The organism is Meridianimaribacter sp. CL38, assembly GCF_004328055.1.
Classification (GTDB): Bacteria; Bacteroidota; Bacteroidia; order Flavobacteriales; family Flavobacteriaceae; genus Gaetbulibacter_B; species Gaetbulibacter_B jejuensis.
Genome location: NZ_QKWS01000001.1, coordinates 133,959 through 147,665, shown reverse-complemented (window position 1 = coordinate 147,665; position 13,707 = coordinate 133,959). Strand labels below are relative to the sequence as shown.

General features: G+C 32.5%; 12 protein-coding genes. 7 read left to right on the top strand and 5 right to left on the bottom strand.

Annotated elements, in window-relative coordinates; translation table 11 throughout:
• Positions 1–61: 61 nt before the first annotated feature.
• A complete protein-coding gene (locus tag DMZ43_RS00735; RefSeq protein WP_131505796.1) occupies positions 62–889 on the top strand; it encodes a glycosyltransferase family A protein in 828 nt (275 codons plus the stop codon).
• Positions 879–1,274: an FdtA/QdtA family cupin domain-containing protein gene (locus DMZ43_RS00730; protein ID WP_129759092.1), complete on the top strand. Its 396-nt coding sequence runs from the start codon at positions 879–881 to the stop codon at positions 1,272–1,274. The genes DMZ43_RS00735 and DMZ43_RS00730 overlap by 11 nt, the downstream gene beginning before the upstream one ends.
• Here the strand turns inward: DMZ43_RS00730 and DMZ43_RS00725 are convergent.
• Positions 1,257–2,195 (bottom strand): glycosyltransferase family A protein, encoded by a 939-nt coding sequence (locus DMZ43_RS00725; protein ID WP_131505795.1) that lies wholly within the window; start codon positions 2,193–2,195, stop codon positions 1,257–1,259. The genes DMZ43_RS00730 and DMZ43_RS00725 overlap by 18 nt on opposite strands.
• Positions 2,196–2,198: 3 nt before the next feature.
• Positions 2,199–3,086, bottom strand: a complete 888-nt coding sequence (locus DMZ43_RS00720; protein WP_131505794.1) for a glycosyltransferase family 2 protein — start codon at positions 3,084–3,086, stop codon at positions 2,199–2,201.
• Positions 3,087–3,182: 96 nt separating this feature from the next.
• Between DMZ43_RS00720 and DMZ43_RS00715 the strand changes: the two genes are divergently transcribed.
• A complete protein-coding gene (locus DMZ43_RS00715) occupies positions 3,183–4,010 on the top strand; it encodes a 2OG-Fe(II) oxygenase (protein ID WP_131505793.1) in 828 nt (275 codons plus the stop codon).
• Here the strand turns inward: DMZ43_RS00715 and DMZ43_RS00710 are convergent.
• The 3 genes from DMZ43_RS00710 to DMZ43_RS00700 form a co-directional block, all read right to left on the bottom strand.
• Positions 4,007–4,900, bottom strand: a complete 894-nt coding sequence (locus tag DMZ43_RS00710) for a hypothetical protein (RefSeq protein WP_131505792.1) — start codon at positions 4,898–4,900, stop codon at positions 4,007–4,009. The two genes, DMZ43_RS00715 and DMZ43_RS00710, sit on opposite strands and share 4 nt — an antisense overlap.
• A gap of 135 nt (positions 4,901–5,035) precedes the next feature.
• Entirely contained in the window at positions 5,036–5,722 is a 687-nt protein-coding gene (locus DMZ43_RS00705; protein WP_238155746.1) for a class I SAM-dependent methyltransferase, read from the bottom strand.
• 43 nt (positions 5,723–5,765) lie between these two features.
• Positions 5,766–6,449 (bottom strand): cell division ATP-binding protein FtsE, encoded by a 684-nt coding sequence (locus DMZ43_RS00700; RefSeq protein ID WP_129759087.1) that lies wholly within the window; start codon positions 6,447–6,449, stop codon positions 5,766–5,768.
• Between the two features lie 185 nt (positions 6,450–6,634).
• Between DMZ43_RS00700 and DMZ43_RS00695 the strand changes: the two genes are divergently transcribed.
• The 4 genes from DMZ43_RS00695 (at position 6,635) to DMZ43_RS00680 (ending at position 13,624) form a co-directional block, all read left to right on the top strand.
• A complete protein-coding gene (locus DMZ43_RS00695; protein WP_131505790.1) occupies positions 6,635–9,655 on the top strand; it encodes a tetratricopeptide repeat protein in 3,021 nt (1,006 codons plus the stop codon).
• Positions 9,656–9,687: 32 nt separating this feature from the next.
• Positions 9,688–11,418, top strand: coding sequence for a TonB-dependent receptor (locus tag DMZ43_RS00690; RefSeq protein ID WP_131505789.1), 1,731 nt, complete (start codon positions 9,688–9,690; stop codon positions 11,416–11,418).
• A 79-nt stretch (positions 11,419–11,497) separates the two neighbouring features.
• A complete protein-coding gene (locus tag DMZ43_RS00685) occupies positions 11,498–13,114 on the top strand; it encodes an amidohydrolase (RefSeq protein WP_131505788.1) in 1,617 nt (538 codons plus the stop codon).
• Between the two features lie 42 nt (positions 13,115–13,156).
• Positions 13,157–13,624, top strand: a complete 468-nt coding sequence (locus tag DMZ43_RS00680) for a hypothetical protein (protein WP_131505787.1) — start codon at positions 13,157–13,159, stop codon at positions 13,622–13,624.
• The last annotated feature ends 83 nt before the right edge of the window (positions 13,625–13,707 follow it).

The window sequence follows — 13,707 nt, the reverse complement described above, 5'->3', positions numbered from 1 at the left end:
ACACTACTTTTAAGGCAAAAATAAGAAATACCTTTACATAGAGGCTATTTAAACACAATCGATGACTTTACAAATTTTAATCTCAACGATGTTTAGGGAAAATCTCGATTTCCTAAAGCCAATGTTTTCCAAAAATAACCTCAAAGATTTTGACATAATTATAGTTAACCAAACTATAGAAGATAAAACTTTATCGTCGCCGTTTTCTAATGTCAAAGTCATTAATTCTTTAGAAAGAGGCTCTCCTGCAAGTCGAAATTTAGCAATAAAGAATGCGACTGCAGACGTTTGTTTGATGGCCGATGATGATATTGTTTACGAGCCCAATTTAAAGCAAACCATTATTAATGCTTATCAAGAGTGTCCTAATGCTGATATGATTTCTTTTGAGGCTATTAATGAAGATGGAAATTTATATACAAATTATTTTCCTGAGGGTATTCATAATAAAAAATCCTTAAAAAAGATTTTTACTTGGGTTATCACGTTTAAAAGAAAAGTATTTAAAGAGCATAAAGTGTTGTTTAATCACCATTTTGGAGTTGGTTCAACATTTAAAGGTGAAACAGAGTATGTGTTTTTAAGAAATGCTTTTGACAAAGGCTTACAAATGCAACATAAAGGTGTGACTATTGTAATGCATCCAAACATAAGCTCAGGAGTTTTAATGGGAAGTGATAATGCGTTTGCTGCCAAAACTGCATTGCGACAACGCTATCTAGGTAATTTAAGTTACCTTTGGTTGTTGAAATATACTTTGTATATGTGGAGATATAAGTATATTAAATTCAAAGAAATTCCACATAAATTTATAATAGGACTGCAAGCCATACAACAATATAAAAAGCTAAAAGCATCTGGTGATATAGATAGAATTTATGATAATTAAGCTTATAGACATTCCAAAAATAGAAGACCCAAGAGGAAACCTTTCAGTTATTGAAAAAAACTGTGTGCCTTTTGAGATAAAACGTGTGTATTATTTATATGATGTGCCAAGCGGAGCATATAGAGGAGGACACTCTCACAAAGAGCAATTAGAATTTTTAGTGGCCTTGAGTGGAAGTTTTGAGGTTATTTTAGATAATGGAACAGATAAACACAGAGTTATGCTTAATAAACCTAATCAAGGACTTTTGATTTCTAGTGGAGTTTGGAGAGAACTTGAGAATTTTTCATCCGGAGCAGTATGTTTGGTCTTGTCTTCTGGTGAGTTTGATGAGGCTGATTATATAAGAGATTACGATACATTTAAATTATCTAAAAATCCTTAGGTCAATAAATCGCTGTATTAAATTTCTGCATTTTAAAATTAAAATAACAATCCATTTAGGTAATGCCAATAGAAGTTTTTGGAGATTACTAATACTGTTATAGTCAATGTGTGACTTTATATCTTTTTCAAGGGCTTTTTCGCCTTCAATTTTGTACTGTAAAGCCATTGAAACCCTATTCAGGTTAATGTAGTTTTTTAAATCAATATTGTTTTTAGTAGCTTCGTCATAGGTAGAAAAATCAATGTGTTTTCTGGCGCTTAGTTTAGTTTTTGTGATTTTATTTTGAGCATTTAATAAATGTATTGCACTCACTTTGTTGTAAAAAGCAACAGGTAATTTAAGAGCAATTCTTATCCATAAATCAGTATCTTCACCAGAGTTAAGAGACTCATTAAAACATCCCACTTTTTCAAAAGTTGTTTTAGGAATCATAACTGCTGAGGTCCAAGCTATACTATTGGCTAAACTGCTTTTAAAATAATTGTCAACTATACCTTTCCAGTTGTTTTCTTGAGGTATGTTTTTATATATTGATTTTAGATTAATTCCGTTTTTACGTTTTGTGTATGCTTTAGCGTAAAGGCCACAATCAGGGAATTTTTCATAGAGTAATTTTAAATCCTCTAGATGATGACTCTTCCAGTGGTCGTCGGCATCAAGTAAAACGATAAGGTTAGATTTTGCATGCTTAATTCCATAATTTCTAGCATACGAAACACCTCTGTTTTCAATACTGTAAACCGTAATTCTATCATCATTTATTTTGATTGCCTCTTCTAAACTTTTATCAGTAGAGCCATCATTCACTACAACAACTTCAAAGTTGTTATACGATTGATTAATTACACTTTTTAAGGTTTGCGCAATGTGCTTTTCCTTATTGTAAAGTGGTATTACTATTGAGAAATAGGGTGTCATAAATTATGCTAAGTATTTATAACACATATAAGATATGCGATAGGTTTGAAGCAATGTAATTGACGGGTTGTTGCTTAACAAGTTTTGTCTCATTATTTTTTTGAAAAGCTTAAAAAATAAAGCAAAAATATAATGAAGATAAAAACGTTTTAAGTTTAGAAATAGAGCAAGTAAGTTGTTATCATGTTTAATGTTTTTGTTTTCTTGGTCTAGTTTAAGTAATGTTTCAGCAGCAAGTTCTTTTTTTGTTAGATAAGTATCGCTTTTTTCAATTCCTAAATGATAGACTTCGTTATTTATGTGATAAACGCTAATGTTGTTTTCTTTAAGTAATGCACCAAAGTAGTTGTCAAAGCCATAGCCTTCATCTTTAATTTTTAAATGTATGTGATTAAAGCAAGTTTTAGTAATTAAAAAATTTGCAGAAATGATGACTTTATAAGGTGTTCTATTTCTAATTTGAGCATCGACTTCTTCATGTTTTTTTCCATATTTCCATCGCAACATGAATTGTGGCTCTGGTGTTGTTTTGTAATAAGCAAAACCACCATAAATAGCTTTGTATTCTTTGTTTAAGAACTCTAAATATTTTGAAATAAAATCATCGCTTTTTGGTAAAACATCAGCATCCAAAAATAAAAGCCATTCAAATTTGGCTTTTGAGCTTAGCAGTTGACGGGTTTTTACTCTTCCATTATTAACTTCAGAAACAATTAAATTGGTATATGGTAAGTTGTTAATTTGTAGATTTTTTTTGGTATAACTCTCTTTTGAAGCATCATCAATACAAATAATTTCAAAAGCAACATTGGCTTTAGTTAATTGACTATGAAGCCTGTTCACTAAGTCAACAATGTTATAATTATATATAGGAATTAATACCGAAATCATTAATACATAAAAATAGAGTTTAAAAATACATTTTTTTAAAGCTTTAAATAAGGCTTTAACTGAAAAGGTTTAAATTGCAACTGAAAAATGTTTTTTATGGGAGTTCTAAGTACTGAGGAAATTTCAAAGCTTATTTATAATAAAATTCTTGAGGAAAAAGATGAAATAAAGAAATCCTATTTAACTTCAAAAGAGCAAATAGGGTACTTTTTTATTGATGATTTGTTACCTGAGAATTTAGTAAAAGAATGTTTTAAGGTTTTTCCTGATAAGTCTGAAATGAAATGTCTTAAGAGCATTAGAGAATATAAGTATGTGTCTGCGCAAATGAATAAGCACAATCAGCTTTTAGAAAATGTTATCTATGCGTTTCAAGACAAAAGAGTAGTTGAGTTAATTGGTGAAATTTGTGGTATAAATTCTTTATATGCAGACGAGTCTCTTTATGCAGGTGGTTTATCATTAATGGCAAAGGACAATTTTTTAAATCCGCATTTAGATAATTCTCACGATGCTGAACGTGAACGCTGGAGAGTACTTAATTTATTATATTATGTAACTCCTGATTGGGATAAAGAAAATGGTGGGCATCTTGAACTTTGGCCTAATGGACCTAAGAAAGAACCAATACTTATAGAAAGCAAATTTAACAGGTTAGCAGTTATGGCAACTCATGATTTATCATGGCATTCAGTTAATCAAGTGACTGTTGATAGAAGTAGGTGTTGCATATCAAACTATTATTTTAGCGATGAGTCGTTAAAGAAGACAGATAAATTTCATGTCACAAAATTTAGAGGAAGACCAGGAGATACACTTACAAATATTATTTTAGATTTAGATGCTAGTGTAAGAATGGTGGTTAGAAAAGTATTTAAAAAAGGAATTAGAAAAAACCCTCATATTTATAAAAAAGATAATTAATCGAACTGTTTTTTATTCCCTTCAAATTTTAAATAAGGATTATCTAAAACATACGCTTTGCGGTTTCTTTTTAGGTTAGATCTATAGTCGTGGTCTAACACATGAAAGTAATACATCTGTTTTACCCAATTAGCGTTTTTAAATAGGCGTTGATTTTCAAAAAAACGATGATAAGAAATGTTTCTGTAAGGATTATTGTCGTTAAACTCTTTTATGGCCAACAATTCGCCACATTTATCATTGTGATGAGGCATAAAAATATCATCAAAATAAACATGTGTAAGTGGTAAAAAACTATGGGCTTCAGCAGTGAAAAGCTCTAAAACTTCTTTGGTTGAGCTATAATAATCAACATCAACAGATATAAATCCAATAGGACAATCTTCAGATAATGATTTTTTAAACGTTTCTAAAGTGTCTTTTATTGGGCCATAAATTAGCTTTGCTTTTCCGGTTATTTTTTCTTCTAATGCAGCTTTGTTCATTGGGAAATCACCAGTATTGTAGTATTCAGGGTGATCTCTAAAGTCGATAGGATCAGGCATTCCAGTTCCTGTGTCGAAGCCATAAATATCAACATTAATACCTGTGGATTTTGTCACTTTTTTAGCAATTTCAATCATGTTCATTAATCCACCTCCATTAGCTACACCAAATTCAATTACAGAAATAGTGGTGAAGCCTAGTTTTTTGGCACTAATTGCAGCTTCTAAAATGCCATAGGCATATTGAGGACGTATAACTAAATCATAAGCTACTTTTTTTCTAAAAGAACCAAAAAGAAAAACAAAAAGTGCAATTAAGTTTAAATGTAATGGCTCAGATAAACGTTGTTTAAAAAGTTTATTCCATTGGCGTTTGTCAGAAAGTCTTTTGGTCAAGTAACTCATGTGGATAATTATAATGTTTCAAAACTAAACAATAATTTATATTTTGATATAGAGTTTTGAAATTGAATTTCAATTAGGATAAAGTTCAATAGAAAAATCTGGATGGTTTGGTCGATTGTTTAAGTGGCTTGGTTTTTAAAATTTTGAAACAATTAAAACCGTTTCAGGTTTAAAACCATTTCTTGTTGATTCACTGGAGTTTTCAAAAGTTAGTATGTCAACTTTAAAACCTACATCTTCCAGTCTTTTTACTAATCCATTTACTGAGTATACTCTAACATGGTCTTCTTGTCCAAAATGTTCCTTTCTTGCCTCTTCAGTAGTGATTGAATAATCTTCATAAATAGCACCTTCTTTAAAAGGAGTTTGTATGAAAGCTTTTCCGTTGGGCTTTAAAACTCTATAAATTTCTGACATCGCCTTTTTGTCATCAATAATATGCTCAAGTATATGGTAACAAATTATAGTGTCAAACTTTTGGTCTTCACAATAAATGTTGGTAATGTCAAAATTATAGTCAGCAATAAACTGGTTCTCAAAATCAGAGCTGTAATAATGTATTGAAGGATTAGATTTTAATTTTCGGTATATGTTTCTTGAAGGCGAAAAATGTAACACATTACCTTTAATGGCTTTGTTTGCTTCCAGTAAGTGCCATAGCCTTCTGTTTCTTGATAAACTACCACAAAATGGACAGATTAAATCTCTGCCATTATAGTTAACAAAAGCGCTTAGGTTGTTGGAACATACATTACACTGAAATTTTTTTCCGCGATAAAACAAACCATAAAAGCGTCTAAAAACGAGCTCGTTTTTAAACAAGAACTTTTTGGGTACAATACGTTTTAGGATTTTTTTTAGGCTGTTATACACGTCTTTGCACTACTTCAAATACTTTGTTCTCATCACACTTTAAAGTTTTGCTAGGATATTTTAGCAATAAAGCATAATCGTGAGTAGCCATTAAAATAGTATTTCCGTTTTTGTTGATTTCCTGCAAAACTTCCATAACCTCAATACTGGTTTGAGGATCAAGATTTCCTGTTGGCTCGTCGGCAAGTATAAGTTCAGGATCGTTTAAAAGTGCTCTAGCAATAGCAATACGTTGTTGTTCACCACCAGAAAGCTCATGAGGGAACTTAAATCCTTTGGTTTTCATACCTACTTTATCCAGCACTTTTTCTATGCGTTCTTTAATTTCGGTTTTGTCTTTCCAGCCTGTAGCTTTTAAAACAAACTCTAGGTTTCCGTTTACAGTTCTATCAGGTAACAATTTAAAATCTTGAAAAACAATACCTAGTTTTCTTCTTAAAAAAGGAATGTCTTTCTCTTTAAGTGTTCTTAAGTCAAAATCTACAATAGAACCTTCGCCTTTTGTAAGGTGCAAGTCGCCATAAAGCGTTTTCATAAAACTACTTTTTCCGCTTCCGGTTTTACCAATAAGATAAACAAAATCACCTTTAACCATTTCAAAATTCACATCGCTCAACACCATACTGTCTCCTTGGTATATAGAGACATCTTTTAATTGTAAAATAGTTTCAGACATTTAAGAGTAGTTTTTATTTAAGTGCTGTAAATGTATTATTTTAATAACACTTTTAAAAGGCTGCAATTATAAACTCCCAAATATTTTTTTTAGTATTTAATAACTTCTTTATAATTATAAATAATTTCTGGCGTTATAAATTTGATATTGATTTATCTTTGAACATCAACAAAACAACGAACTTAATGACTAATAGTAAATTAGTAGTATTAGTAAGTTTTCTAATGCTAAACGTATACATACAAGCGCAACAATCGGCAACCTATACTAACGATTTGGTAGCGTATCAAAAAGCCTTAACGCTGTATAATAACAAGCAGTACCAAGCAGCACAATCAGCGTTTGACCAAATTAAAGATGAAACCCAAGACGAGCAGGTAGAGTCCAACTGTGCCTATTATATAGCAAATTGTGCAGTGCGTTTAAATCAGCAAAATGCCGATGATTTAATTCAAGATTTTGTAGATACTTACCCAACGAGTACAAAACGAAATACAGCATTCTTAGATGTAGCAGATTACTATTTCGATAATGCAAAATATGCGTATGCAAGAAAATGGTACGAAAAGGTAGATGAAAACAGTATAGCACGTTCTGAAAGAGACCGATTTAACTTTAATTACGGCTACGCTTTATATTCTACAGACAACGAAACTTCAGCCCAAAAATATTTAAATAGAGTTGTGAATTCTGAAGAATATGGCTCGCAAGCTAAGTATTATATCGGGTTTATGGCTTACGAAGGTGATGATTATGATACTGCTAACGAGTATTTTGATCAAGTAAGTGATGAAGAAAAATACAAAGAGAAACTATCGTATTACCAAGCCGATTTAAATTTCAAACTTGGAAATTTTGAAAAAGCCATTTCACTTGCTAAAGAACAACTACCAAATAGTGATGACAATGAAGTGTCTGAACTTTCAAAAATTATAGGTGAAAGTTATTTTAATTTAGAACAGTACACTGAAGCAATTCCTTATTTACAAGCCTATAAAGGCAAACGTGGAAAGTGGAATAATACAGATTACTACCAACTAGGATATGCTTATTACAAGCAAAACGATTTTGAAGAAGCCATTTCAGAATTCAATAAAATCATAGGAGGAAATAATAGTGTTGCTCAAAACGCCTATTACCATTTAGGAGAAAGCTACATTAACTTAGACAAAAAACAAGAAGCTTTAAATGCCTTTAGAAATGCCTCTCAAATGGATTTTGATTTAAAAATTCAGGAAGATGCCTGGTTAAATTATGCCAAAATAAGTTATGAAATAGGAAACCCTTATCAATCGGTTCCACAAGTTTTAACTGGTTATCTCAATAAATATCCTGATACAGGTTACAAAGAGGAAATTGAAACTCTATTGATTGACTCATACATTACTTCAAAAAATTACGAAGAAGCTCTAAAACTATTAGAAGGTAAGCGAAGTTTTGAAAACAGAGTTGCTTATCAAAAAGTAGCGTTTTACAGAGGAATTGAAGTGTATAACACTATAAATTATAACGAAGCTCGAGCACTTTTTGAAAAGTCGATTGACGAGGCTAAAGACCCAAAATTTACTGCGCGAGCTACATTTTGGAAAGCAGAAACCGATTATCATTTAACCAACTACAACGATGCTTTAGTTGGCTTAAAACAGTTTCAGCAAGATGCAGAATCTGCTACAACACCTGAAATTGAAAACATCGACTATAATCTCGCTTATACCTATTTCAAACTTAAAAACTACAGTAAAGCTAGTGAGCATTTTCAAAAATTCATCAATACCAATAGTGATGATAAGCTAAGAGTAAACGATGCTTACTTAAGGCTTGGTGATGGCTATTTTGTATCAACCGATTATAACAACGCAATTAGTTCTTACAATAAGGCTATAGAAATTAACGAGATCGAATCGGACTACCCATATTTTCAAAAAGCAATGAGTTATGGTTATGTTGGGCAAGCTTCAAAGAAAATTGAAGAGTTAGAAGCCTTTATCAATGGGTACCCAAAATCGTCTTTACGAGATGATGCTATGTACGAGCTAGCAAATTCATACGTAAAAGCAAACAACACTAGCAAAGCAATGCAAATGTATGACAGGTTAAATGCTGAGTATAAAAATTCGGTATTTATCTCAAAATCCTTGTTACGTCAAGGGTTGTCGTATTACAATGAAAATGACAACGAGCGTGCTTTGGCTAAGTTTAAACAAGTAGCAAGAGACTATCCAAATTCCGAAGAAGCAGTACAAGCAGTGTCTACTGCACGTTTAATTTATATCGATTTAGGTCGCGTAGATGAGTATGCGTCTTGGGTAAAAACGCTTGATTATATTGATGTTACTGATGCCGAATTAGATAACACTACCTATTTGGCTGCTGAGAAGCAATACCTTGACAACAACTTGCAAAAAGCGGTAAAACAGTTCAATAATTATTTGAATGAATTCCCTAACGGAATGCATGCACTTAAATCTCATTTTTATTTAGCTGAATTATATACTAAACAGGATTTGCCAGAAAATGCGCGTCCACATTATGAGTATGTAGTTGCTAAACCAAGAGGCGAATATACCGAACAAGCTATTGTGAAGTTATCTGAAACCTATTTAAACATTTCTAACTGGGATAAAGCAGTTCCGTTATTAAAGCGTTTAGAAACCGAAGCCGATTATCCTCAAAATATTACCTATGCGCAATCAAACCTTATGAATGCGTACTATCAATTAGAAAACTATCAGGAAGCGGTTGCCTATGCTGAAAGAGTTTTAGAAAATTCTAAAATTGATAATAAAGTAAAAAGTGACGCTCAAATTATCATTGCGCGTTCTGCAATTAAAACAGGAGATGAGGCTAAAGCAAAATTGGCTTATGCAAAAGTTGAAAGCATAGCTACAGGAGCATTAGCAGCCGAAGCATTGTATTACAACGCTTACTTTAAACACAAAGAAGGCAACTATCAGTCGTCTAATACAACGGTTCAAAAACTAGCAAAAGACTATTCTAGCTACAAATATTACAGTGCAAAAGGTTTGGTTATAATGGCAAAAAACTTTTATGCACTTAAAGATGCATTTCAAGCTACATACATTTTAGAAAGTGTTATTAAAAACTTTGCTGAGTTTGATGATGTAGTTAGTGAAGCACAAGACGAGCTTAATAAAATCAAAGCTGAAGAAGCTAAAACCAATTCATCAATTCAATCTGAAAATTAAAATCCTTGTTGATTTCAATTAAAACAATTCCTATGCAAAATCAAATAAAATATATAATCACTTTAGCATTTCTAGTAGTTGCAAGTAATGGGTTTTCACAAGAACGTGAAACGGATACTATCGATACAGATGTGGTAAATGTTGTGAAACCTTATACGCCAACAATTTCTGATGCGTTTAAAATTAAGGAAACACCAACTTTAAACGATTCAACTACTGCGCAAAAAAAGGACGTTAAGTACAATATTTTCTCCATTCCTGTGGCTTCAACATTTACACCTGCAAAAGGAAAAGCTGCAACAGTTGATAAAGCTAAGCCTATAAAACTGTATGATAATTATGCGTCTTTAGGTTTTGGAACTTACACTACTATTTTAGGTGAAGTGTATTTAAACCATGCACTAAATAGAACAGAGCGAGTAGGTGGTTACTTAAGCCATCATTCATCACAAGGAGGTATTGATGGTTTGTTATTGGATGACAATTTTTCAAACACCAATCTTAATGCCAATTTCAGTAAGCAATTGCGCGATATGTCTTGGACTGTTGATGCAGGTTTTGGACTTCAAACCTACAATTGGTATGGATTGCCACAACCATTGTTTGATGAAACTACAGCTGATATGATTAACGAAGGACATTCGTTTTACAATGTTCATTTTGGAGGTAAATTAAACTTTGAAGATGCTATTATCGATAATCTAAAAGTAAGGTTTAGACGTTTTGGTGACGATCAGGATTCTGGTGAAAACAGGTTTGTTGCGTCTTCTGAATTTACAGTTCCAATTAGAGGAGAAGAAATAAAAACCGAAGTAACTATCGATTATATTGGTGGCGAGTTTGATAGAAATTTCTACACCGAAGATGCTATAAAATATGGAAATATCAATTTTGGAATTGCTCCAAGCTATCAGTTAAAGCAAGATGACCTTACCGTAAACTTAGGTGTTAACTTGGTATATCTTAATGATACAGAGTTTAGCGATAACAAGTTTTACATTTACCCAAATATTTCAGCAAGCTACCGATTGGTTGATGAAATACTTATTGCTTATGGTGGAATTGAAGGCGGTTTGATACAAAACTCGTACTATGATTTTGCTAACGAAAATCCTTTTGTGTCGCCTACATTGTTTATTGCGCCAACTGATCAGCAATACAATGCTTCAGTAGGTTTAAAAGGAAAATTATCCAATAGCATGAGTTATAATATTAGTGGACGTTATTTTGCTGATAGAAACAAAGCGATGTTTATGTCAAACAGTGTGTTGGGAGGAGCTACCGAAGATTATCAATATGGTAACTCGTATGGTATCGTGTATGACGATGTTAACACATTATCGGTTGCAGGAGAATTAAATGTTGATATAAATAGAAACTTTAACCTTGGTATAAAAGCTGAATATTTTAATTACAGTACTGATGCACAATCTGAAGCGTGGAATTTACCAGACATTAAAGGATCATTGTTTTTAGATTATCAAATAGACGACAACTGGTTTGCTGGAGCAGGATTGTTTTTTGTTGGCGAAAGAAAGGACCTGTTTTACGAAGAAGGAACACTTGTACCAACAAGTCCTGTAACTGTAACTTTAGATAGCTATTTTGATGCAAACGCACACGTAGGTTATAGAGTTACTGATAGATTGTCGGTATTTGTTAAGGCAAATAATATTGCAAATAACGATTACCAGCGCTGGATGAATTTCCCAGTACAAGGCATTCAGGTGTTAGGTGGAGCTACCTATCAATTTGATTTTTAGTCAAGACATTACAAATTATAGTAAAAGCGTTCTTTTTAGAGCGCTTTTTTTATTTTTACAGTAAACTAACTATTACCAAATGAAAAATTTATACCTCCTTTTAATACTTGCAATTTGTTTGTCTTGTCAAAATAAAGAGCAAGTAGATACAATTGTTACCAATGCAAACGTCTATACTGTTGATGATAGCTTTACTAAAGCACAAGCATTTGCAATTAAAGATGGAAAATTTATAGCAGTAGGAACCAACGCTGAGGTAAATTCTAAATATACTTCTGAAAATATTGTTGATGCTAATGGAAAGACAATTGTACCAGGATTTATTGATGCGCATTGTCACTTTTTAGGTTTAGGACTCAACGAGCAACAAGTTGACCTTGTTGGGACGACGAGTTTTGAAGACATGATGAAACGTGTTTTGGACTTTAGTAACAAAAATAACGTCGATTATATTTTAGGAAGAGGTTGGGACGAAACCGATTGGGATGACAAAACAGTACCAGATAATGTACTATTGTCTAAACTATTTCCTGATACACCAATACTGCTAAGAAGAGTAGATGGTCACTCAGCATTATGTAATGAAGCGGCTTTAAAATTGGGTAACATTACAGCAAATACTAAAGTTGATGGTGGAGAAGTTGCATTAAACAACGGAAAACCATCAGGAGTTTTACTCGATAACGCACAAGCTTTGGTGTTAAAACATTGGCCACAACCTACCAAAACTGAAATCACTAAAGCACTTTTAGCTGCTCAAGACATTTGTTTTGATTACGGATTGACCACAGTTGATGATGCAGGTTTAAGCAGAGAAAGCATTGAAATTATTGATAGCTTACAACAGTTAGGAGAACTCAATATGCGAGTGTATGCTATGGTGTCTGCTAAAGATACATTAGCGGTAGATTACTACTTGAAAAAAGGTATTTATAAAACCAATAAATTAAACGTAAGATCATTTAAGGTCTATGCTGATGGCGCTTTAGGATCGCATGGTGCATTATTGCGTCAACCTTATACTGACCAACCTCAAAAATACGGACTGTTAACCACTTCAATTAACGATTTGGATGCGTTGGCACAACGTATTTCAAATTCTGAATATCAAATGAACACGCATGCTATTGGCGATTCAGCTAACCATGCAGTATTGACTATTTACAATAAAGTATTACAAAGCAAACCAGACAAACGTTGGCGAGTAGAGCATGCTCAGGTGGTTTCACAGCAAGATTTTGAAATGTATAAAACCATTGTACCTTCAGTACAACCTACACATGCTACTAGCGATATGTATTGGGCGGAACAACGTTTGGGTAATGAACGTGTAAAAGGTGCTTATGCCTACAAACAACTATTGAATGCACATGGTAAAATTGCATTAGGAACCGATTTTCCTGTGGAGCATGTAAGTCCGTTTTTAACTTTTTATGCAGCAGTAGCACGACAAGATACAAAGCAATTTCCTAAAGACGGTTTTCAAAAAGAAGATGCCTTAACCAGAGAAGAAGCCTTAAAAGGAATGACTATTTGGGCAGCCTACTCTAATTTTGAAGAGCACGAAAAAGGAAGCATTGAAATAGGAAAGTTTGCCGATTTTATAGTTTTGGATAAAGATATTATGACAGTTGATGTTTATGATATTCCTAACATAAAAGTAGAGCAAACCTTTGTTGATGGTGTGATACGGTAAGAGTTAGTCAGAAAGGAATATTAATAACTAGTAGTAAAACATTTGATAAAATCCCTAAACATATCGATTAGAAAGTTTTTTAACTTAAGACCTAGTTGGAAACAAGTCCAAGCAGAAGTCTATCAAAATTTAGGAATTAATCAATCACAAATATTTACTTGGAAACCACATAGAATAATCCAAATTAACTCTGAAAAGAATATTGTTACCCTTGAAACGAAAGAAGGTAAACACATTTTAGTAGAATCGGATAAAATAACAACTCAAAAGCTGACTCAAGGAATTAACGCAAACAAATTTTTAAGGAAGTATGGAACGGAATTTATTCACGAAATAAAGCATTGGAATTTCTCTTATTCTCGTATAAAGCCACCTGAATTTTATATTGACTTAAGAACCAGATTAAAACTAGAAGATCAAACGACTGAAAAGAGAAGAAAAATGTATCACAAACGAAAAATAGTTGTTTCGGAATACTTTATAAAAAAACTGATTGAAAAAACGTTTTAAAACAACGTATATAATTGCTTGTTCTTGCCTACTTCTGAAAATCCTCACGGATTTTCCGCAACAAGCCATACACAAATCAGTTG

What these genes read in the sequence shown, in the direction of transcription:
- DMZ43_RS00735 (WP_131505796.1), top strand. Translation starts at nt 62, where the DNA reads ATGACTTTACAAATTTTAATCTCAACGATGTTTAGGGAAAATCTCGAT.
- DMZ43_RS00730 (WP_129759092.1), top strand. Translation starts at nt 879, where the DNA reads ATGATAATTAAGCTTATAGACATTCCAAAAATAGAAGACCCAAGAGGA.
- DMZ43_RS00725 (WP_131505795.1), bottom strand. Translation starts at nt 2,195, where the DNA reads ATGACACCCTATTTCTCAATAGTAATACCACTTTACAATAAGGAAAAG.
- DMZ43_RS00720 (WP_131505794.1), bottom strand. Translation starts at nt 3,086, where the DNA reads ATGATTTCGGTATTAATTCCTATATATAATTATAACATTGTTGACTTA.
- DMZ43_RS00715 (WP_131505793.1), top strand. Translation starts at nt 3,183, where the DNA reads ATGGGAGTTCTAAGTACTGAGGAAATTTCAAAGCTTATTTATAATAAA.
- DMZ43_RS00710 (WP_131505792.1), bottom strand. Translation starts at nt 4,900, where the DNA reads ATGAGTTACTTGACCAAAAGACTTTCTGACAAACGCCAATGGAATAAA.
- DMZ43_RS00700 (WP_129759087.1), bottom strand. Translation starts at nt 6,449, where the DNA reads ATGTCTGAAACTATTTTACAATTAAAAGATGTCTCTATATACCAAGGA.
- DMZ43_RS00695 (WP_131505790.1), top strand. Translation starts at nt 6,635, where the DNA reads ATGACTAATAGTAAATTAGTAGTATTAGTAAGTTTTCTAATGCTAAAC.
- DMZ43_RS00690 (WP_131505789.1), top strand. Translation starts at nt 9,688, where the DNA reads ATGCAAAATCAAATAAAATATATAATCACTTTAGCATTTCTAGTAGTT.
- DMZ43_RS00685 (WP_131505788.1), top strand. Translation starts at nt 11,498, where the DNA reads ATGAAAAATTTATACCTCCTTTTAATACTTGCAATTTGTTTGTCTTGT.